The sequence below is a fragment of the Thermogutta sp. genome, from assembly GCF_039793925.1.
In the GTDB taxonomy this organism is placed as follows: domain Bacteria; phylum Planctomycetota; class Planctomycetia; order Pirellulales; family Thermoguttaceae; genus Thermogutta.
Genome location: NZ_JBAMME010000295.1, coordinates 71,836 through 92,227, shown reverse-complemented (window position 1 = coordinate 92,227; position 20,392 = coordinate 71,836). Strand labels below are relative to the sequence as shown.

The window sequence follows — 20,392 nt, the reverse complement described above, 5'->3', positions numbered from 1 at the left end:
GGCGCCACCACGGCAATCTGCTTGAAGACTGCCTGCATGGCGGGTGAAACGCCGATCAGCCGCGGCTCATTTTCCTGCAGGCCCTCCGCTGCATTCGGCGATGCACTTCCCGGGGTAGGGGGTACCAGGGCGCGCTTGATAGCCTGAGCTGCGCCCTCCAAAGTGAAGGGCTTTGTCAGGTACTCAAATGCTCCTGCCTGCATCGCCTGGACAGCGACCTCCAGATCACCGTAAGCCGTGATGACGATGACGGGCATTCGGGGGCGAAGTTGGCGAAGTTTCCGCAGGGCCTCCAGACCGTCCATCCCGGGCAAACGCACGTCGAGGATCACGAGATCGCCGGGAGTCTCTTCCAGTTGGCGGAACAGATCTTCCGCCGCCGTCAGTGTCACGGCGGAATGCCCCATTTGTCGGGCAAGCTTGGACAGCGCCCAGCAAATATCCGGTTGATCATCCACAATCACAATGCGCGCCATGCTTCAAGCCTGCACTTCTTCCGATGAGCGATTTCCATTTGACGCCAGCGGGAATTCAAAAACGAATTCGGTCCACTCACCTTCGCGAGACCAGTTCAGTGTGCCGCAGTGTTGAGCCGCCACAGTTTGACACACCAAAAGGCCCAGGCCGATTCCGTCCGGCTTGGTCGTAACCGGTGCCTTGAACAATCGCTCCTGCACTTGGCTTGCCACGCCCGGCCCGTTGTCCCTCACCACCAATTGCCCTGTGTTATCCTGGCGATCCAGCAGGATCCACACCTGAGGCTGGTGAGAGCTCTGTCGGGCTGCTTCAAATCCATTGGTGATCAAATTGGCCATCAGTTGGAAGAGGGACCACCGATGTCCTTTTACAGGAAACTGTCCGTCGGAATCCTGCGAAACTTCCACTCGAAGCGCCACCTGGGCATGCTCAATGGCTGGCTGGAGCAACTCCAGAACTTCGTCCAGCAGTGCCCGCAAATCAATAAGTTCCGGATGAGGAGCCTGAGTGGTCAGCGTGAGAAACTCGCGAAGTGTCACCTCTATTGCCTGAAGTTGGCGGTACGCGACCGTCAATTCGTCATCAGCCTGGGTGCCATGGCAGGACTGGACGTGAAGGTCCACGGCCAGCCGGAGAGCGGTCACCAGGTTCCTCAATTGGTGGGCGAGCCCCCGCCCCATTTCATGGAGTGCATGGTTACGCTCTTCCTCGCGGAGTGCCCGTTCGAACTCCTGTCGCTGGCGGATCATTTGCTGAATCGCCACGGCCAGGTCACGAACCTCATTGCTAGTTGACGGAAAGGGAATGGATGTATCCCAGTCTCGGGCTGCCCGAACGGTTGCCCTGGCCAGGTCAGTGAGTGGTTTGGCGATGGTGCGAGCCAGCCACACGGAGACAATCGCGGAAAGAGCGACGGCACATCCAGCGGCGACGCCCGTCGCAGGAAGAATCGGTGCCATCTCCGATACCAGGGCTGCTTGCTCGTGGAGAAGGAGCACAGCATACACGTCGTTCGGTGAGCCCGTCCGGTACGCCACGAAAATTTTCCTGACCCGGTATTGCTTGCCCGACAGGTTCACCGTGCGAGTGGGTTCTCGATCTTCTGCATGATGCTGGAGGATCACGCTTAACAGTTTCTCGTCGCGTTTGTCGAGAGAAAGTGTCGTGTCGAGGATTTGTCCGCTGCGGGATGCCGTGACGAACTCCACTCCGGAAAGTTCCCGCATTTGTTGCAGCACACTTCTGCTCAGGGGAAACCTGGCGTGGGCCACAATATCAGCGACGCGCTGTAACTCTCGTTCCTGGCGCGTTTGCACATGCTGTCGCCAAAACAATGCGGTACCCAGGCCTGCAATGAGGCTGCTGCCCAAGGCGACCAGGACAAATCCGGTAAACAATCGCCATGCGAGCGCGCGTCGCCGTCCGGCCACCCAGCGAACGACGGGGCCAACGGTTTTGGTCCATCCATACTGAAGGCGAGATGGCGACATCGCCAGATTTCCACTGCGGGGGTGAAAATTGTTTTCTCAAAGGAGCCAGGTACGGGAACGAGGCGACCTCTTTTGCTCAGTCTAAATGATCCCCAATCAATCCTAAAGTCCTTGAAGGGCGCCGCGTTGCGTCGTACCATAGGGGCACGGTTCACGATAGCACAGAAACACATGCGTCAGTGAACCTGGTGGTATTAGTGACCACGCATCAAAGGTCCTGCATTTTTCCCGCATTTTGGAGGTTCTCAACGCATGAAACACCGCCTTCGTGAAGGTTGCCGCCGTGCGAATGGGCCGCTGGCCCTGCTCGTTGTTTGGGGCTATTGGTGTGTTTTGTCGGTGTTTCCGAACGGGCTAGTTCAGGCCGAGCAACCGACTACTACGTCCGTGGAAGTGCTGTGGTCCCCGGAAAAGGCAGACGGTTACCGGTTAGAACGGGCGACGGCTGAGGTCATATCCCGGGATGGGGTTTCCGTTCTGCGGATTCGACCGGAAGCGGGGGCGGACTCAGCCACGGTCCGCTTTCACGCACCTACGAAGACCTGGAATCTTTCGTCATTTCGGTACGTCGGCATTGAACTGAGCAATCCTTCTGCGGAGACGCTACGGATTCAATGGCGAGCAAGGAGTAAAGGCAAAAGTCTTTCCCGCGATTACATTCTGGAACCTGGCGAGACCGTCCATCTTCGACTGACTCTCCGCCGTGCAGTTCCAGAGCCGCTCAGGGATGTATTCTTCGGTATGCGGGGTTTTCCCGAGCTGCTTGACCCGGAAGGGGGCATCGACGTGTCTACTTTGGAGGAAGTGGTTCTCTCCATCCGAGATTTTTCGCCCAGCAGTGCTGTGGAAGTCCAAAAAATATTTGCGAGTGGGAGTTTTCAAACGCCCCCGTGGTGGAATGGCGAAACCAGCAAATTGTTTCCGTTGATTGACGAGTTCGGCCAGTATCGGCATCGCGATTGGCCGGGGAAAATCCACAGCGTCGAGGAACTAGCTGAGAAGATCCGGGAAGAGGATCGTGATCTGGCAGCCCATCCCGGCCCAGGTGATTGGGACCAGTTTGGCGGTTGGAAGAGCGGACCGCACCTGGAGGCAACAGGTCACTTTCGCGTCACCAAACATGAAGGCAAATGGTGGCTGGTTGATCCAGAGGGGCGCCTCTTCTGGTCACACGGGATGGATTGTGTTCGCAGCACGACGGCCACCACGCCGATCACTGATCGGGAGCACTGGTTCCAACTGCCGCCGAAAGACGGTCCCTTTGGCGTGTTTTACGGTCGGGCGTCTTGGGCACCTCACGGCTACTATCAGGGTAAAGGCACGTATCAGACTTTCTGCTTTTCCGGCGCCAATCTTCTCCGGAAGTACGGTCCGAACTGGGAAAAAACGTTCAACGAGCGAATGCATCAGCGGTTGCGGAGCTGGGGTATTAATACCATCGGCAACTGGTCAGATCCGGCCATTTACGGTATGCGGAGAACGCCGTACGTGGTGACGCTTTCTTCGGGAGCCCGGCGAATTGAGGGGTCCACCGGATACTGGGGCAAGTTTGCAGATCCGTTTGATCCCAATTTTGACCGCGGCCTTTTGGCGGCGATGCAGCGCGAGGCGGATTCGTCAGCAAAAGATCCGTGGTGTTTGGGATACTTCGTGGACAACGAACTGAGCTGGGGCGACGAGCTTTCCCTGGCAGTGGCGACAGTCCGTTCGCCAGCAGATCAACCCGCCAAGAAAGTTTTCCAAGAACGCCTCTGGCAAAAATATGGAGATATTGCCAAACTGAACGCCGTTTGGGGAACGAATTTCAGTTCCTGGGACGATTTCCTCCAAAAAACGGACGAGGTCGATCAGAAAAAGGCTCGTGAGGATCTTGCCGCCTTCTACAGTGAAATTGCTGAAACATATTTCCGTCGCTGCCGCGATGCGGTCAAAAAATTCGCCCCTGATAAACTCTATCTCGGTTGCCGGTTTGCCTGGGTGAACGATCGAGCCATTCGTGCGGCGTCCCTTTATTGCGATGTGGTCAGTTTCAATCGGTATGAGGTCAGCGTGGCATCTCTCCGTTTGCCGGAGGGAATTGATAAACCCGTGATTATCGGGGAATTCCATTTCGGGGCTCTGGATCGGGGGATGTTCCACACGGGACTTCGCGAAGCCGCCGATCAGGTGGACCGCGCCGAATGTTATCGCCGCTATGTGAAAAGCGGCCTGCTTCATCCGCACATTGTGGGGACGCATTGGTTCCAGCTCATGGATCAACCCACCACTGGTCGGGGCGACGGCGAAAACTACCAGATCGGCTTCCTCGATGTGTGTGATACACCGTATCCCGAGATCATCCAGGCCGCTCGGGATGTTGCCTCCAGCATGTACACCCTGCGGAGCGCTTCGGGTCGCTAAGGTCAGATTTTAACGTGAACCAGGTGGCTGGGTTTCATTTCGGGGAGGAGATGCAGGCAATGAGTCACAACAACGTTCAACGGCGGATTCTCAGGATGGTGGGCAGTCTGTTGATGATCGCTGCCGGTTTTTACGTCATGCCGTTGTTTACCAGCACAGGCTTCGGGGAGGAACGCCCGGCGTCACGTCCCAACATCTTGCTGGCGATTGCTGACGATTGGGCCTGGCCCCATGCGGGAGCCTATGGAGACCCGGCGGCGCGTACGCCCACGTTCGATCGCATCGCCCGAGAAGGTGTTCTCTTCACCCGCGCTCACGTGAATGCCCCCACCTGCACGGCGTCTCGCGGAGCCCTGCTCACCGGACAGGCGTCACATCGACTGGAAGAGGGGGCCAATCTGCACAGCCGCCTTATGGCGAAGTTCCGTTGCTATCCCGATATTCTCGAAGAGAACGGCTATGTCATCGGCAGCATGCGCAAAGGCTGGGGGCCCGGTTCTCTGGAAGGGACCGGAAGAAAGCGCAACCCGGCGGGGCCTTCCTTCAAGAGTTTTGAGCAGTTTCTCAAGACTGTGCCACCCGACAAACCTTTCTGCTTCTGGTTCGGGACGTCTGATCCTCACCGACCATATCAGAAAGGCTCGGGAGAGGCCGCAGGCATCGATCCGAAACGGGTCCGTGTGCCGGCGTTCCTTCCCGACACGCCGACTGTGCGCAGCGACATTGCCGACTATCTATTCGAAGTTGAACGTTTCGACCGAGAACTGGGCGAAGCTTTAACTCTGCTCGAAAAAGCCGGTCGGCTGGATAACACTCTCATCATCGTGACTGGCGACAACGGTATGCCATTCCCCAAAGCCAAGGCCACGTGTTATGATGCCGGCACCCATGTACCGCTGGCGATTTGCTGGCGAGCACGCGTTCCCGGTGGCCGAATCGTGGATGATTTCATTTCGCTCACCGATATTGCTCCCACAATCCTGGAAGCGGCGGGTCTGGAGCCGCTTCCGGAGATGACAGGTAGGAGTTTCCTGAACGTCTTGCTCTCCAATAAATCGGGACGAGTGGATCCTTCACGCGATCACGTCTTTACAGAGCGTGAGCGGCACACTTGCACGCGACCGGATAACGCGAGTTATCCGATCCGTTCCATCATTACCGAACGCTGGCATTTGATCTGGAATTTGCGCCCGCATCTTTGGCCGGCTGGGAATCCTCCGGAAGAAAGTGTGGGGCGGGATTACGGCGATATCGATGGCTCGCCCACCTGGTCAGAGATACTCGACCGCAAAGATGATCCGGAAATCCGCCCATTCTTCCTTGCCGCAGCCGGGGCCAAACGGCCCGAATTCGAGTTGTATGATCTCCAGGCAGACCCCGGCGAGATGCACAATCTTTCTGGAAAACCGGAACTTGCCGAGATCGAGAACGAACTGAAAGCTAAACTTCGCGAATGGATGGTGTCCACGGGTGATCCCCGTGCGCTGGGTGATACGGACTACTGGGACCGTGCGCCCTACTATGGGGCCGAAGGAACGGTCCGCCGGAACCGTTAATGGTCCGGGTGGTTGACGGTGCGCCCGTCAGCTCAGAAAATAATGGCGGCCATCCGGCATGATGGATGCCTCGGTCGCGTGGTGGGAATTGGTGCTTTGCGTTAACACATCGCGTTGACGACTTAAAGCGTTACTCGAAAGGAGAAAGCTATGCGACTTTTCAACTTGTTGATTCTCGGGAGTATCCTGACAGGCGCGGCAAATGTTGCACTAACTGCGGAGTCTGGTGAAAACAACGTGCCGCCGCCTGGCTTTGTGGCACTGTTTAATGGAAAAGATTTGACCGGGTGGAAAGGACTGGTGGGGAATCCGGTTACCCGGGCGAAAATGTCGCCCGAGGAACTGGCCAAGGCTCAGGAAATCGCGGATCAGCGGATGCGCGAACACTGGCACGTGGAAGACGGTGTCCTAGTATTTGATGGAGAAGGCGACAACCTCTGCACCGCCCGCGATTACGGCGACTTCGAACTTTGGGTGGATTGGAAGATCCTTCCGCATGGTGACTCGGGAATCTATCTCCGAGGATGCCCGCAGGTCCAAATTTGGGATGCCAATGACCATCCGGAAGGCTCAGGCGGACTCTTCAACAATCAAAAACACCCGAATAAACCACTCAAGCGGGCAGACAAGCCGGTCGGGGAGTGGAACCGGTTCCGCATCCGAATGATCGGAGACCGCGTCAGTGTGTGGCTTAATGGTGAACTGGTGGTGGATAACGTGGTACTGGAAAACTACTGGGAGCGCGACAAGCCGGTTTATCGTACCGGCCCGATCGAGCTTCAAAATCACGGCAACAAACTCTATTTCCGCAATATTTTCATTCGGGAAATTCCTCCGGAAGAAGCCCAGCAGCAGGCGGGATCGCACTGACTCCAGCGGTTGTTTGCCCGCGCACCTCACACAGGTATTAAATACCGAGTAAATCTGCTCTAGGTTGACCGGATGCCGCTATTTCTTTTGCTATTGATGCAGCCTGCGGCCGGAGGTTGCCCATGCGAACCACAGTGTTGGTCCTCACAATCGCGGTCTCCGCTACGTGGAGGGCTTCGGGAGGTTTCGCGGAACAGGGGGCACAGGTCCCCTGGAGGAGTGCCTCCGAGGCGGTGACGTGGCTGGAATCGCAGGCGAGAAACCTGGTCCGGGAATGCCGTCGCGCACTCCCGGATGGTCGGGCGGTTTTTCCGCCTCAGGTGGGAATCGGATATGAGGCCTTCTGGCTCCGCGATTATGCCTACATGCTGGAAGGAGCCGCCGACGCCTTCACCGAGGAGGAGCTCCGCCATTGCCTGGCCATCTTCCTAAACGCTCAGGCAACCGATGGCACCTGCGTCGATTGTGTCACATTCGACGGAAAGCCCATCTTCAAACCAGGCATGGGCACAATGGGCGAGAATCCCGTCGCTGACGGGTCCCAGTTTCTGGTGGATGTCGCCTACCATACGTGGAAACGGGTCAACGACCGAGAGCTTCTCCGGAAGATTCTGCCACGTCTCGAAAAGGCGCTGACGGTCGTGCCTCGCAATGCGACCTCGGGGCTTGTTTGGATTGACCCGGAAAAAGAATGGGATCGCTGTCCTTACGGGTTCACGGATACGGTGGTGAAAAAGGGGGCTGTTCTTTTTTGCTCCCTCTTGCTCTATCAGAGTTATCAGCAGATGGCGGAAATGGAGTCGGCCTGCGGATATTCAGAAAGAGCGATTGGCTATCTGGAGGAGGCCAATCGCCTTGCGGGGGCGATCCGGACAATCTTGTGGGACGACAATACTGGTCTCTTTCTGGCCGCTACCCATCAGTGCCGGCAGCCTGACATTTGGGGGTCGGCTTTCGCCGTCTACCTAGGTGTTGCCTCTTCCGATCAAAGCAAAAAAATCGGCAGCTATTTCCGTGATCACTACGCCGAGATCGTGCAAAAAGGTAAGATCCGCCATTTGCCCGGAGGTGCCTATTGGGAGGTCTGCAAGGCATCTCCCGAGACGTATCAAAACGGCGGCTACTGGCCTGTACCCACGGGCTGGTTTGTTGTGGCGCTTGCCCAGATCGATCCCGTACTCGCGGAGAAGACCCTTCTCGATTTTGCCGAAGATTGTCACCAGCGTGGATTCGTGGAATGGGCGAATGGTGACGTTGTCCGACTCCCAAAATACGTCGCCAGTGCCACCGCTCCACTGCCCGGCTTCAGACAACTCTTAAAGATGCGGAGATAATTGCGGGATCGAATGACCTTCCCCAAACAGCGGGAAATGGTAAGAAACCGACCCGGCTGGACCACGGAGATTCGCCGTCCTGCCAGTTTCGAAGAAGGTCCCAAAAATAAACCTGGCCCGCCCGGGGGCCACCCCAAGCGGTCAGTTTGCGGACTACCTAGATAGATGGATGCGATATCCCGCCGACCGAGGGAGTCACGAAAGGGTGATCGACTGCGTCGGGCAAACGTCAACGCAGGCCCCGCAGTCCCCGCAAGTATCCGGATCAACGTGAGCTTTTTCGTTTTCGATCTTGATTGCATCCAACGGGCAAGCCTGGACGCATTCACCGCAACCGTTGCAAGTCTCCTGATTGACAACTGCTGGCATAGTTTCCACTCCTTTTTCAGCTGAAAGACGTTTCCTCGTAGTGATCCAAAAACCGGGGGCTCGAGTTCTCGCCCCATTTATTTTGTACGTTCGACCCGTCAAAAAAGCTCGCTAAAAGGACGGGGAAAAACGTTAGTGTACTAGTAGAGGTTTTGTGCGCGAATAGGGACCGTGCTTTAGTGCCCCGCGCAGCTGAAGAGCTTGAGGCGGGGTTTTTTCGCAGCAGAAGACCAGACGAACCCATCATTTGGGGGGTGACTCCCGAAACGGCACATGCGTCAACTGGCGATTTGTCGCATGTAACTTCCAGATTGAAAAGGCGACGAGGACACCTGGTTACGGCGACGGGTTAATGGGGGGAGACTCTTGCGGCTGCGGTTGGGTGGTCTCCTGACCAGAGACCTGTCCGTGACGTCTCTCGTACTCTTCCGTGAGGACGTTGGGACACACTTCGTCGACACCACATGTGGGACAGACAATGCGAACGAGTTCAGCGCCCGTAATCTTCAGGTTATACCTCTCACATAGAGCGTAAAGCTCTTGCAAGTGTTTGCAGGTCATACTCGGGTTCCAACTTACAGAAGTCGCTTCGATCTCCAGTAACCCGCGATTCCGAGCCCGCTGGGGCGAGCCGCCTCGCCGTGCGAATGGCTTTTTGTCTCACCTCATTCTATTCGGAAATCTTGCGGAAATAAACCGCACGTTGCATATTGTAAGAGAATTGCAGGAGCGGTTGAGAGCATTGGTGTTCTGCAAAGACTGCGAGAGACTGGTTGCATGGTTGGAATAGATTGGGTTCAACGAGAAATTGAATTGCCGCGGTTCGGAAAAGGATTTCATCCCATCACACGGCATGTCGTCGAGGCACTCCCTGAGCTGCGCCAGTTCCAGCGCGGCCTTCTGCATGTGTTTCTCCAGCATACTTCGGCTTCGGTGACAATCAACGAATCCGCTGACCCTGATGTGGCGGCCGATCTCGATCGTGTGTTCGATCATCTCGTCCCGGAGGGCTTTCGGTACGTCCACACAGTGGAAGGCGCCGATGACATGCCTGCCCATGGCAAGTGCTCCATCCTGGGCTGCAGTGTTCTCGTTCCTGTGCGTAACGGCCGGCTCGCCCTGGGAACCTGGCAGGGGATATTCCTTTGCGAACATCGCCGGCACAATTCGGGGCGGCGGATTGTGCTGACACTGTTCGGCCAAAAAGCTCCTGAGTGATGAATTTCGTCTGCCGGTGCACCCGGTTCGGGGCGAGAGGTGTCTCGTCGGGCTTGTATTATCTATTTTTCCTGTTCTTGCTTATCTTTACCCGGTTGTTTTAATTCTCACAGCGTGAAAGCCTGGGCCGCGCGCAAGGACTGCGTGTTAAGATGCTCTGATTTGTCAAAGTTTAACGATCAACTCGTCGATAACAATTCCGCAGGATTTAACGCGCTCTCGTTTCGTCTTGGGTGGCGCGTTGGTGCCTCGCCAGGAGAGCTCGTGCTTCAGAGAGGATGTCGCCCATGAGGCTGCCGAGAGGCATGCTCGCTGTGGTCTGCGGAATTGTATCTGCTGGGATGCTCGGGTGCCGTCCCCAGCAACCGTTCTTCCTCCATGAAGACGGTGATCTTTCCCATTACGTGGACAAGGCCACACAAATTGAGTATCCAGATGTGGAAGCTGATTCCCTGGACGAAGTCCAAAAGGTTTTGCCGCCCTTTACGATTTCCAACAGCGAGGTGAAAGAATACTGGGATCTTTCACTCGAAGAGGCGGTTCGCATCGCACTTCAGAATAGCAAGATCATCCGAAGTCTGAATCAACCGGATGTCGGGGCACCGCGTCTGCCAGAAACGACGCTCACCGTGGCTCCCGAAGGTGCGGCATCGATTTACGACCCAGCCCGTCAGGAGACCAATCCGCGCACCGGTGTTGAAGCAGTGCTGGCTGAATTTGATGCGCAACTGAGTACACGGCTTTTCTGGCAAAAGCTGGATACACCTCAAAACGTGGCAGGTTTTGTGACGTTCTTCCGGCCATCGGCCTTCCGCCAGGACCTCGGTACTTTCCAGACGCAACTGTCGAAGACTTACGCCACGGGTGGAACATTTAGCATCAGTCACAATGTGGGCTACGAATGGAACAACGCCACTGCTAGCCGGGCCTGGCCAAGTAACTGGACGGCAAATCTTCAGGCGGAGTTCCGACAACCATTACTTCAGGGGGCGGGTGTGACGTTCAATCGGATCGCCGGTCCTAACACTATTCCGGGGATTTACAATGGGGTGCTCATCGCGCGACTCGAAACGGATCAGCGCCTGGCGGAGTTTGAACAGTCCGTCTCGGAACTTCTGCTGGACGTGGAAAAGGCTTACTGGACTCTCTATTTGGCCTATCGCCAGCTTGACACAGTGATTGCGGGACGGGATGCGGCCCTCCAGACGTGGCGACAGGTTCGGGCAAAGTATGAGGTCGGCGGTCGCGGGGGGAGTGCCCAGGAGGAAGCGCAGGCCCGTCAACAATACCTGGCGTTCCGCGCAGCCGTGGAACAGTCGCTCAGCTCTCTCTACAAAGCGGAAAACAATCTTCGCTACCTGATGGGACTTGCCGCTACCGACGGCCGGCTCATCAGGCCCAAAGATGAGCCCACCCGGGCAAAAGTCCAGTTCGACTTTTACGATGTCCATGCCGAGGCCCTCGTTCGCAATCCGCTCCTGCGTCGAGAAAAGTGGCGTGTTAAAAAGGCTGAACTTGAACTGATCGCCGCCAAGAACTACTTGCTGCCGCGACTCGATTTCTTTGGGTTTTACCGCTGGAACGGGCTGGGACACGATTTGCTCGATCCTGACAACAGCACATCGAATGCGTACGGATCACTGACCTCGGGCGACTTCCAGGACTGGGAGCTCGGGATGCAATTGCAGATCCCGATTGGCTTCCGCAAAGAACTCGCCGCGGTCCGCAATGCCCAGCTCAACCTTGCCCGGGAAAAAGCCATTCTCCAGGAGCAGGAGCTGGAAATCTCGCACCAGATTGCCTGGGTTTTGCGCGAGATCGACGAATATTACACACTCGCTCAGACCAACTACAACAGGACGGGTGCTGCGGAGAACGAGGTCCGCGCAGTGACGGCAATGTACGACGCGGGGACGGCGACGCTAGACCTGTTGCTCAACGCGCAGCAACGTCGGGCGGAAGCAGAAATCCAGTATTATCAGGCCCTCACCAAGTACATGTTCGCGATCAGCCATCTCCACTTTCGGAAGGGTTCCCTGCTTGAGTACAACGGCGTGTATCTCACCGAAGGGCCTTGGCCGGAAAAAGCGTACTTTGATGCGCTTCGCCGGGCCCGTGCTCGCGATGCCGGCATCTATCTCAATTACGGCATGACCAATCCGCCGGTCTTCAGCCGCGGGGAGTACGATCAACATGCAGGCCGGCGGGAATCAGTCTCCGGTAACCCGTTCACTGCCGAGGGTGAGGGTGCGACCGAACCCGGAACCAAGCCAGAGGGACCCGAGGTATTGCCGGCTCCTAAGCCCGAAGAAAGCACCGGTGACGAAGGACCGGCGGTTCCAGCCTTTCCTTCCACAATGCGTATCAGTCCTCGTGCCGATTCAGGCTGGCGGGAGGCTGGCGGGCCCCAGCGCATTGCGAAGGCAAGGTCCGTCAACTCCGGCGCTCAAGTCAGCCAGGCGACAAGACGTGACACCGGCCAATCCCACGAGCGTGTTGTCACGCACGTTGCACCCGGGAATCAAGAGTTGACGGCGCTGGGCACGCATTTTCAGGCAGGCCGTTCGGCGGCGCAACGCCTCGTTGCATCGCACCAAATGGGGGATACAGCCGGCGGGGAAAAGGAGGCGGGCGAGCTCGAACAGGTTGCCTGGGTGGGCGTGTCGGACGGGGAGCATCCCAGGAACAAAGCCCCAAATGCGGAAAACGAACCGCGCGAGAGTCCACCAGCGGGGGCGACGGCCGAATCCTGGCGGGCGGTCAAACCGTGACGGGGAAGTCGTGGACTTCCCGACAATCTGGGCCTGCCGGGGAGGTGCCGCATTCTTGTCCGCTTGTGCGCGAAAGATCCGCTGCTGTCGGAGTTCTTTGAATCCGGCTGTGACAGGTTTGGCGTATCTCTTTCCTCTTCAGTGAGCCAGTTGTCCCGCCAACTGTGCGCATCACCCATGCGGTGGGCGTCTTTTCTTTCGGGTCTGGGCGAAGGATGTCGAAGCTGGCTAGAGTATAATTGGGGCGCTAGGCCGGGCATGGCAGCGGCTTCAGGTCTTTGATGCTCCGCTCAGCTCGTTTCCGCCAACGACACGAGACACTCATTTTGATTCAGGCGTACTTGCCTTATGGACGACGAAGCGTTTCGCCTTCTCCAGGCGCTGCGAAAGAATATTAACGGCGTGCTCCTCGGCAAAGAATCGGTCGTGGAGATGTGCCTGATCGCCTTGTTGGCCGGGGAACACCTCCTCCTCGAAGATGTTCCGGGAGTGGGCAAAACGCTGCTGGGCAAGGCAATTGCCCGGAGTATTGCGGGCGTGTTCCGCCGCATCCAGTTTACACCGGATCTGCTGCCATCGGACATTACGGGAAGCAACTTGTATCATGCGGATCGCCGCGAATTTGTCTTTTACCCCGGGCCGATTTTTGCAAACGTCGTTTTGGCCGACGAAATCAATCGTGCCACTCCCCGCACGCAAAGCGCTCTTCTTGAGGCCATGAACGAGGCGCAGGTAACTGTGGAGGGCAAAACGTATCCTTTGCCCCAGCCATTTCTTGTTATTGCTACTCAGAATCCGTTGGAATTCGAGGGGACCTATCCCCTACCGGAAAGCCAGATGGACCGGTTTCTGCTGCGGATTTCCGTGGGGTATCCGGCCCGTGACTTCGAGCGGGAACTGTTAGAGCAGCATCGCAACGGAGAACCGGTGGATTCGCTTGAGCCGGTGCTCACGACGGAGCAGGTGCTGACACTGCAGGCCGCTGTTCGTGAGGTCCGCATGGAGCGATCCGTGCTCGAATATCTTCTCGACCTTGTGGAAGCGACCCGCAAGTGCCCGGAAATCCGGGTGGGTGCCAGTGTGCGTGCGTCGCTGGTTCTTTATAGAGCGGCCCAGGCTCGGGCGTTTTTGGGAGGACGGGATTTCGTAGTGCCTGACGACATCCAGGCCCTTGCCGTTCCCGTCCTCGCCCACCGTGTCATCACGCAGGGGTATCTGCACGGAGGCCAGAGGGACGCCGTAGAAGCCCTCATCCGTCGCCTGGTAGAAGACACACCGGTGCCCTCGTGATGTTTGTTCTGGAAATGCTGAAGCTGCGGTTTCCCAGCTCGTAAAGAATTACTGTCCTTCTACCGGCTCTGGGGCACGCTCGATCACGTGGTCGATCAGTCCGTAGTCGCGGGCTTCTTCGGCAGACATGAAACAATCTCGATCGGTGTCCTTTTCAATTTTCTCAAGAGGGTGTCCCGTATGTTTGATCAGGATGCGATTGATCCGTTCTTTGAGGTTCCGAAATTCCTTGGCATGAATCATGATTTCGGTAGCGGTTCCCTCAACACCGGCCATCGGCTGATGAATCATGATCCGCGAGTTGGGCAAGGCGTAGCGCTTACCCTTGGTTCCCGCAGCCAGGAGGACGGCCGCCATCGAAGCTGCCTGGCCAATGCAATAGGTCGCCACATCGCAGCGGATGAACTGCATCGTATCGTAGATAGCCAGGCCCGCGGTGACACTCCCACCCGGTGAATTGATATAAATATGGACGTCCGCCTTGGGGTTTTCGGACTGCAAATAGAGCAATTGCGCGACCACCGAGTTGGCGAGTTCGTCCGTGATGGGAGCACCAATAAACACAATCCGATCTTTGAGCAGGCGACTGTAAATGTCCATCGCCCGCTCTTCGCGACCAGTCCGTTCAATAACGAAGGGGATCAACGTCATAATTCAGTCTCCTGAGCATTGCAATTGTTTTCGTGGAGCGAGCCGTTTCCCAGGCTTTTCCTTGCGATCCGCCACCGCCGACACCTACACGCCTGACATAGTGGGGTACAATCGAGTGGCACCAACCCTTTTGCGATCGGTCCCCCCGTTCATTCCAGATCGTCTTCGGGCTTTTCCTGAGTCTGTTTGGAAAGGATATCGTCCACAATGCCGTAGGCCTTGGCTTCCTCAGCGGTCATGTAGAAATCTCGATCCGTGTCCTTTGCGATGCGTTCGATCGGCTGTCCCGTGTGTTGAGCAAGGATCTGATTGAGGATGTCACGCGTACGGAGAATCTCCTGAGTTTGAATTTCGATATCGCTCACCTGGCCACCCACCTGGCCGTAGGGCTGGTGGATCATCACCTTGGAGTGCGGAAGCGCGAAGCGTTTGCCTTTGGTGCCTCCTGCTAAAAGGACCGCTCCTCCGCTGGCAGCCAGGCCCACACAATAGGTAGCCACGGGACAACTGAGAATCTGCATCGTGTCGTAAATTGCTAGTGTGGCGGTGACGCTTCCACCTGGGGAGTTGATGTAAAAATGGATGTCTTTACGGCGGTTTTCGCTTTGCAAGTAGAGGAGTTTCATGATGACCTCACTCGCGTTGAGGTCGTAGATGGGGCCCTGGAGGAGGATGATCCGGTTTTCCAGCAGGAGATCCCCCAGCGTGAGCTGCCGCTGGCGTTGGTACTCTCGATACCCGGCCTGGGCGAGTTGGTCTATCGGAAACGGAAGCCACTGATTCATAAACATAGGCACATCCTTTACCTGGTCAGTTGATCAACCGTCTTGCGGCGGGCAGCACTGCCAACCGTCGGCCGCAAAGCCGTCCGGTGCTGCTCATTCCGCAATACAGGAAATGTTATCGTACCCGGCCCAGCAGGGCCCTGACAAGCGACCGATTGGCTCTCCCAACGTCCTGGCGGGCTTGCTTTTCATGAACACAAAGCTGGCGTATATTAAGGAATGCGAAAAATTAAGAAAAGATCGGAGTCGCTGCCTTGGTTTTGTTAATTCCCGCGGCGGCATTTGGCGTCGGCGTGGCGTTTAACCCGTTGAAGACTAGCTATTTGGGCATATCGAACACCCATGGCAGAAGCGTCTGAATCGACAAGCAAGCAGCGCGCCGAGAGCGATCCGTGGTCGAAATTGGCCGAGATCCTCGGTCTTCGGCCGGGCGAGAGTAACGCGAGCTCGGCAGAACCTTCCACGGATGCCACGGCGACCGGGGAAGGAACTGCAACACACCCAGCCGAAACCTCGTCCGAGATCCGGACATCCCGGGAAGAAACGCGAGGCGTTCCCACGACACAAGTTTCTGCAAAGCCAGCGGGAACCATCCCGCTGGAGGCAATTCCGGACCGCATTCCTCTCCGGCGATGGACACCCCGGACTCCGTCGGGAGGAAATTGGGATGATATCGCGGCCCAGCTTGGACTACGGCCCAAAGAATCGCCCGCAACGGCTGAAGAGGCCAAGCCTGGGGAGATCAGTGCGGAAGGGAAGGAAGAGAAGGGCACTTGCCAGACGACTGCACCGCATCCCGCCGCTCTGGAATGGCTCGCTCCGGTTGCACAGACGATTGCCCCCGTACCGTTCGAAGAGGCCTCGCTGGTGGCGGTGACCTTGCCACCGGAGGAAGAGGCACGGGAGGTGGTTCAGGCGGAGGTGGTTCCTGAAGGGAACTGGCTCGAAGAGCAGGTGGTCGCCCCTGGGGCTAGGGAAAATCCCCCAGCCGCATTTGCCCCAGTGGTGGAAGAAATTCTCACGCCGGCGTCTGTCGGGCGTGCAGTGGCGGCGGATACGGCTACACTTCAACCGGTGGTGACAGACGTGCCGGCATCTGGGTCAGCCGCGATGGAAGCCGAGGCCCTACCGGGCGAAAAGAAAAAACGCCGCAGAAGACGTCGCAAGAAACGGTCTGGGGTGGCGCCGGTTTCTCCAGAGCCGTTCGAGGAAGAGCTGCCCGAGATCGTGGAGCTCGCCGTGAGTGGTGCCGAGGGCAATGGGGAGACGGGAGAATCTTCGGAAAAAGCGGTGGCTAGCCAGGTAGTCCATGAGGAACCGGAGACTGGATCCCCTCGCAAACGGCGGAGCGATCCTTCCGTCACGAGCGCGGCAGAAGAGGAAGAAAATCAGGAAGCCGAGGATGAGGAAATTCCGCGACCATCTCACAAAGCGGTTCCTGGTTGGGCTGAGGTGGTCGGTTATGTGATCCAAAAGAACTTGGAAGCGAGAAATCGGCGATCCGGCTATGGATCACGCGATCGGCGGCGCTAATACACCTGCCGTGCGGGAGCCCGTGCCAACCGCGGGGCCTGGCCACGGCAAAATGTTTCGTTAAAGCGTCGGATTATCGGGAAGGCGGAAAGGGTGGATTATTACTACCGGAGGTGGGTTATCAGTTACGCTCTGACAGTCGACTGAGGGAATGCAAGGATGAGCGAAGCCCTCGGATTGCTCGTATGCATTATTGGGTCCCTACTGGCCGGTGTTTGCTTCGCCTGGTTCTTCTACTGGCTGGAGCGATACCGGTGGCAGGAGACTTATCTACTCGGATGTGTGTTTGGCTGGGGCCTTGTGGCCGGCGTGTTCGCCAATTTGTTCCTGGGGTTATTGGTCCCGTGGAATATGGCATTTCACCTGGAGAGTCAGGCCCTGGAGGTCCCTCGCCGGTTTCTTCTTGTGGCCCCCGCTGTAGAAGAGGGCCTCAAGGCCCTCGCGATCCTGGTGGTGATGCTGATGTTCCGTAAGCAGTTTGCTTATCTTTCGGAGGCAATGATCTACGGAGGCGTGATCGCTGCGGGATTCGCCGCCATTCAGAATGTGTTTTATCTCTATCTGGCGGGATGGCAGCCTGCGGGTTACAGCGGCACTGCCAATGTGTTCGTGAGCCGCGTGGTTGCTGGGGGATTTATGGCCACGCTTTGCGGAGCGGCCATTGGCGCCGCCCTGGCCTGGGCACAGAGTCGTCCTAAACTGTGGCAGCGCTGGCATACTGCACTGACACTCTGGAGCGGCGTCTACGGTGTGCGCGTTCTTAGAAATGGCGCCGTGCTGTTTCTCGGTGAGCGGACCGGATATTCCCCGATCAGCGTCGCCGGCTGGGTTGACGGGTTGGCGTGGCTTGTGGCCGTGGTAGTCGTGATTGCTATTTTGCGACGAGAGTACGGTTCGTTTGTGCAATATCTCGATGAACAAGTGCGCCAAGGCCGGATTCGGCCTGAGCAGGCGGCGCTCCTTCGTCGGCGATTTCTGCCCGCCCGGCTGCGCATTTTCCTTCCTCTGCACTACGATGTGACCTGCAGGGCAGTGGTTCTGTGCAGTGAACTGGCACTTCGGCAGGCGGCCCTTTCCAGCGATCCCGACACTTCTGGAATCCAGCAGAGAGTCCAGCAGGAATTTGTGCGGCTCGTCTCTCAGTTATCTCAGGCCTCGTGAAAAGTTGGGAGCTCCTTCTTAGCCTTTGGATAGTCTGGTCCGAGAAAGTCGGGCTCAATGCCTTGTTGGACCGACGAGACAGCAAGCCGCCGCAGGCGCTGGTGATTGTCCAAGCCATCTAGTTGGGTATAGGATTGGGCAGTCAAAGACCCGCGGTTGTTCTGAACTGGCTCGGGAGCACCCCAGCCTTGTGCTGATTCGCGGGATTCAGCACACGGAGACTTTAGGACAAATCGATCTCGAGCCGTGTGTTTGACAATGTAGACGTAACTTTCTATCGAGGCTGAGATGTGGTGTGAGATCTTGTAGGCATGAAGGATAGGACGATGATCTGCCCCAGACACTCCAACGCCCTCATGCGGTTGCCAGCCTACCTGAAACGGTGTCGGGATGCGGCTGCGCCGATCGGATTGACGAGGTGTTGTCGCTCGCGAATGTTGCTGGTGATCTTCACTGGCACGCTCATGTTTGTCTCTCTTGTTTGTGCAAATAGAGGTCTGAGTATGGAAGCATCACCCTTTGCAATACGTCATCCTGTCCCGGAACTGCCAGACAATGTGGAATGGTTGAACACAGCAGGGCCCCTGCGGTGGGAAGACCTCCGGGGCAAATTTGTCCTGATCGACTTCTGGACGTACTGTTGCATCAACTGCATGCACATCATCCCCGAGTTGAAGAAGCTGGAGGCGAAGTATCCGCGGGAACTCGTGGTGATTGGCGTGCATTCCGCAAAGTTCGATGAAGAACGCGATAGCGAGAACATCAAGCAGGCTATTTTGCGTTACGGGATCGAGCATCCCGTCGTCAACGATCACAACATGACAATCTGGCGGCGGTTCGGTGTCAACGCGTGGCCGACGCTGGTTCTGATCGATCCCGAAGGTTTTGTCGTGTGGGGGCAAAGCGGGGAAACGACATTCGAAGCATTAGATCAGCTCTTGCGGCCCGCGATCGCCTATTACGAAAAACGAGGAACTCTGGACCGCACACCAATTCATTTCGAGACGCTTGCCCGCCGCTTTCAACCCACCCCGTTGCGCTTTCCCGGCAAGATTCTGGTTGATTCTGCGGGAAACCGGCTTTTTATAGCGGACTCGGGACATCATCGGATTGTTGTGAGCACGTTAGAAGGTGATCTTCTCGCCGTGATTGGTACAGGTGAACCTGGTTTTCGGGATGGGGAGTTCAGTGCGGCCCAGTTTTCTAGCCCTCAGGGTATGGCGCTTCTCGGTCAAGTCCTTCTGGTGGCGGACACGGAAAATCATGCGATTCGCGCGGTCGATCTCGAAAAACGCGTCGTCAAAACAGTCGCTGGAACAGGCGTTCAACTGCGACGCCCGCCCACGATGCGCATGGAGACCCCTCTTTCCACGGAGTTGAGTAGCCCGTGGGACCTGTGCGTGGTTGGAGAGTGGGTCTACATTGCGATGGCCGGCTGTCACCAAATTTGGCGGATGGATACCCAGTTCAGCCAGATTGGTCCCTACGCAGGAAATGCCCGCGAGGACATCGTTGACGGTCCACTTCTTCCACCCTCACCTTATGCTTTGGGGTTTGCTTCCTTCGCGCAGCCCAGTGGATTGGCCACCGATGGTCGGTGGCTTTATGTGGCCGATAGTGAGGGCAGTTCCATTCGTGCCGTCCCGCTTCAAACGGGTGGGGAAGTCCGCACGGTGGTGGGAACCGCTCGCTTGATGGCCGCTCGGCTGTTTACATTTGGCGACCGCGACGGCCCCGCCCCGCAGGTGCTTCTTCAGCATCCTATAGGTCTGTGCTATGCAGGGAAATTCCTCTATGTGGCCGATACGTACAACAACAAGATCAAGCGGGTAAATCCCGAAACTGGAGAAACTGTGACCGTGGCCGGCGACAGCCAGCCGGGTAACAGCGACGATCCACCCCGTTTCGACGAGCCGGCTGGGATCTCGCCCGCTTCGGATACCGTCCTCTACGTGGCCGACACGAATAACCACGCGATTCGACGACTTGAGCTTGCCCCAGCCGTTCGGGTAACGACATTGATCATCAAAGGTTTGCAGGCACCACAGGTTAAACGCGAAAGTGAACCGCCTCTCGCCGACGTTCACTTCATCACCCGAGAAAAAGTCTCCGTCCGGTTGGGTTCGCCGGTGAAAATTCGCCTGGATCTTTGGTTCCCTCCGGACCATGGGTTGAACCTGGCCATGCCGGTGGAGATTCGGGTTCGGCGATTAGACCAGTCTGCCTCGTCCGCTCCGTCTGGGGAATCGAAGCGAGAGTTCGAGGTTTATCGCGTCACCCCACAAGAAGGTCCTATCGAAATCGAGCTCTCCCCATTGGATTCCGGAACCACGACGCTGGAAGTTGTGGCAGTGTTCTACTGGTGCGAGAAGTCCGGCCGTGGTCTGTGCCGCATCGGGATCCAAGGCTGGCGTATTCCAATTGAAGTTTCCGATGGTGGTGCGAACACTTTGGTCCTCGAGCACACCGTGGGCAGTTAGTTAAAAC

15 protein-coding genes are annotated in these 20,392 nt (G+C 57.1%); 10 read left to right on the top strand and 5 right to left on the bottom strand.

Translation table 11 applies throughout. From position 1 onward, the window contains the following. Both ABJK56_RS15905 and ABJK56_RS15900 read right to left on the bottom strand, forming a co-directional pair. Window positions 1-476, bottom strand: a 476-nt coding sequence (locus ABJK56_RS15905) for a response regulator (protein WP_347245658.1), incomplete at its 3' end; no start/stop codon positions are given. Window positions 477-479: 3 nt separating this feature from the next. Continuing rightward, a complete protein-coding gene (locus ABJK56_RS15900; RefSeq protein WP_347245657.1) occupies window positions 480-1,967 on the bottom strand; it encodes a HAMP domain-containing sensor histidine kinase in 1,488 nt (495 codons plus the stop codon). Between the two features lie 252 nt (window positions 1,968-2,219). On the opposite strand from ABJK56_RS15900, the gene ABJK56_RS15895 reads away from it, so the two are divergent. From ABJK56_RS15895 to ABJK56_RS15880, 4 genes are all read left to right on the top strand, one after another. Beyond that, on the top strand, window positions 2,220-4,367 hold the full coding sequence (locus ABJK56_RS15895; RefSeq protein ID WP_347245656.1) for a beta-galactosidase: 2,148 nt from the start codon (window positions 2,220-2,222) through the stop codon (window positions 4,365-4,367). 59 nt (window positions 4,368-4,426) lie between these two features. Beyond that, window positions 4,427-5,923, top strand: a complete 1,497-nt coding sequence (locus tag ABJK56_RS15890) for a sulfatase (protein ID WP_347245655.1) — start codon at window positions 4,427-4,429, stop codon at window positions 5,921-5,923. A 150-nt stretch (window positions 5,924-6,073) separates the two neighbouring features. After that, window positions 6,074-6,793, top strand: a complete 720-nt coding sequence (locus ABJK56_RS15885) for a DUF1080 domain-containing protein (protein ID WP_347245654.1) — start codon at window positions 6,074-6,076, stop codon at window positions 6,791-6,793. A gap of 122 nt (window positions 6,794-6,915) precedes the next feature. After that, entirely contained in the window at window positions 6,916-8,127 is a 1,212-nt protein-coding gene (locus ABJK56_RS15880; protein ID WP_347245653.1) for a trehalase family glycosidase, read from the top strand. A 705-nt stretch (window positions 8,128-8,832) separates the two neighbouring features. Here the strand turns inward: ABJK56_RS15880 and ABJK56_RS15875 are convergent. Beyond that, entirely contained in the window at window positions 8,833-9,057 is a 225-nt protein-coding gene (locus ABJK56_RS15875; protein ID WP_347245652.1) for a hypothetical protein, read from the bottom strand. A gap of 216 nt (window positions 9,058-9,273) precedes the next feature. Between ABJK56_RS15875 and ABJK56_RS15870 the strand changes: the two genes are divergently transcribed. The 3 genes from ABJK56_RS15870 (at window position 9,274) to ABJK56_RS15860 (ending at window position 13,775) form a co-directional block, all read left to right on the top strand. Further along, entirely contained in the window at window positions 9,274-9,714 is a 441-nt protein-coding gene (locus tag ABJK56_RS15870; RefSeq protein WP_347245651.1) for a secondary thiamine-phosphate synthase enzyme YjbQ, read from the top strand. Window positions 9,715-10,001: 287 nt separating this feature from the next. Continuing rightward, window positions 10,002-12,485: a TolC family protein gene (locus ABJK56_RS15865; RefSeq protein WP_347245650.1), complete on the top strand. Its 2,484-nt coding sequence runs from the start codon at window positions 10,002-10,004 to the stop codon at window positions 12,483-12,485. Between the two features lie 348 nt (window positions 12,486-12,833). Further along, on the top strand, window positions 12,834-13,775 hold the full coding sequence (locus ABJK56_RS15860) for a MoxR family ATPase (RefSeq protein WP_347245649.1): 942 nt from the start codon (window positions 12,834-12,836) through the stop codon (window positions 13,773-13,775). A 48-nt stretch (window positions 13,776-13,823) separates the two neighbouring features. On the opposite strand, the gene clpP is transcribed toward ABJK56_RS15860, so the two are convergent. Then, window positions 13,824-14,426, bottom strand: a complete 603-nt coding sequence (gene clpP, locus ABJK56_RS15855; RefSeq protein ID WP_347245648.1) for an ATP-dependent Clp endopeptidase proteolytic subunit ClpP — start codon at window positions 14,424-14,426, stop codon at window positions 13,824-13,826. Window positions 14,427-14,575: 149 nt separating this feature from the next. Next, complete coding sequence (locus ABJK56_RS15850; protein ID WP_347245647.1) at window positions 14,576-15,211, bottom strand: ATP-dependent Clp protease proteolytic subunit; 636 nt, start codon at window positions 15,209-15,211, stop codon at window positions 14,576-14,578. A 342-nt stretch (window positions 15,212-15,553) separates the two neighbouring features. On the opposite strand from ABJK56_RS15850, the gene ABJK56_RS15845 reads away from it, so the two are divergent. The 3 genes from ABJK56_RS15845 (at window position 15,554) to ABJK56_RS15835 (ending at window position 20,385) form a co-directional block, all read left to right on the top strand. Beyond that, window positions 15,554-16,744 carry a hypothetical protein gene (locus tag ABJK56_RS15845; protein ID WP_347245646.1) on the top strand — a complete coding sequence of 397 codons (1,191 nt, stop codon included), beginning with the start codon at window positions 15,554-15,556 and terminating at the stop codon, window positions 16,742-16,744. A gap of 159 nt (window positions 16,745-16,903) precedes the next feature. Further along, a complete protein-coding gene (locus ABJK56_RS15840; RefSeq protein ID WP_347245645.1) occupies window positions 16,904-17,905 on the top strand; it encodes a PrsW family glutamic-type intramembrane protease in 1,002 nt (333 codons plus the stop codon). Between the two features lie 326 nt (window positions 17,906-18,231). Next, window positions 18,232-20,385 carry a thioredoxin-like domain-containing protein gene (locus ABJK56_RS15835; RefSeq protein WP_347245644.1) on the top strand — a complete coding sequence of 718 codons (2,154 nt, stop codon included), beginning with the start codon at window positions 18,232-18,234 and terminating at the stop codon, window positions 20,383-20,385. The last annotated feature ends 7 nt before the right edge of the window (window positions 20,386-20,392 follow it).

Coding starts and splice junctions, on each gene's coding strand:
- ABJK56_RS15870 (WP_347245651.1), top strand. CDS start 9,274: ATGGTTGGAATAGATTGGGTTCAACGAGAAATTGAATTGCCGCGGTTC.
- clpP (WP_347245648.1), bottom strand. CDS start 14,426: ATGACGTTGATCCCCTTCGTTATTGAACGGACTGGTCGCGAAGAGCGG.
- ABJK56_RS15880 (WP_347245653.1), top strand. CDS start 6,916: ATGCGAACCACAGTGTTGGTCCTCACAATCGCGGTCTCCGCTACGTGG.
- ABJK56_RS15900 (WP_347245657.1), bottom strand. CDS start 1,967: ATGTCGCCATCTCGCCTTCAGTATGGATGGACCAAAACCGTTGGCCCC.
- ABJK56_RS15895 (WP_347245656.1), top strand. CDS start 2,220: ATGAAACACCGCCTTCGTGAAGGTTGCCGCCGTGCGAATGGGCCGCTG.
- ABJK56_RS15865 (WP_347245650.1), top strand. CDS start 10,002: ATGAGGCTGCCGAGAGGCATGCTCGCTGTGGTCTGCGGAATTGTATCT.
- ABJK56_RS15890 (WP_347245655.1), top strand. CDS start 4,427: ATGAGTCACAACAACGTTCAACGGCGGATTCTCAGGATGGTGGGCAGT.
- ABJK56_RS15860 (WP_347245649.1), top strand. CDS start 12,834: ATGGACGACGAAGCGTTTCGCCTTCTCCAGGCGCTGCGAAAGAATATT.
- ABJK56_RS15840 (WP_347245645.1), top strand. CDS start 16,904: ATGAGCGAAGCCCTCGGATTGCTCGTATGCATTATTGGGTCCCTACTG.
- ABJK56_RS15850 (WP_347245647.1), bottom strand. CDS start 15,211: ATGAATCAGTGGCTTCCGTTTCCGATAGACCAACTCGCCCAGGCCGGG.
- ABJK56_RS15845 (WP_347245646.1), top strand. CDS start 15,554: ATGGCAGAAGCGTCTGAATCGACAAGCAAGCAGCGCGCCGAGAGCGAT.
- ABJK56_RS15885 (WP_347245654.1), top strand. CDS start 6,074: ATGCGACTTTTCAACTTGTTGATTCTCGGGAGTATCCTGACAGGCGCG.
- ABJK56_RS15875 (WP_347245652.1), bottom strand. CDS start 9,057: ATGACCTGCAAACACTTGCAAGAGCTTTACGCTCTATGTGAGAGGTAT.
- ABJK56_RS15835 (WP_347245644.1), top strand. CDS start 18,232: ATGATCTGCCCCAGACACTCCAACGCCCTCATGCGGTTGCCAGCCTAC.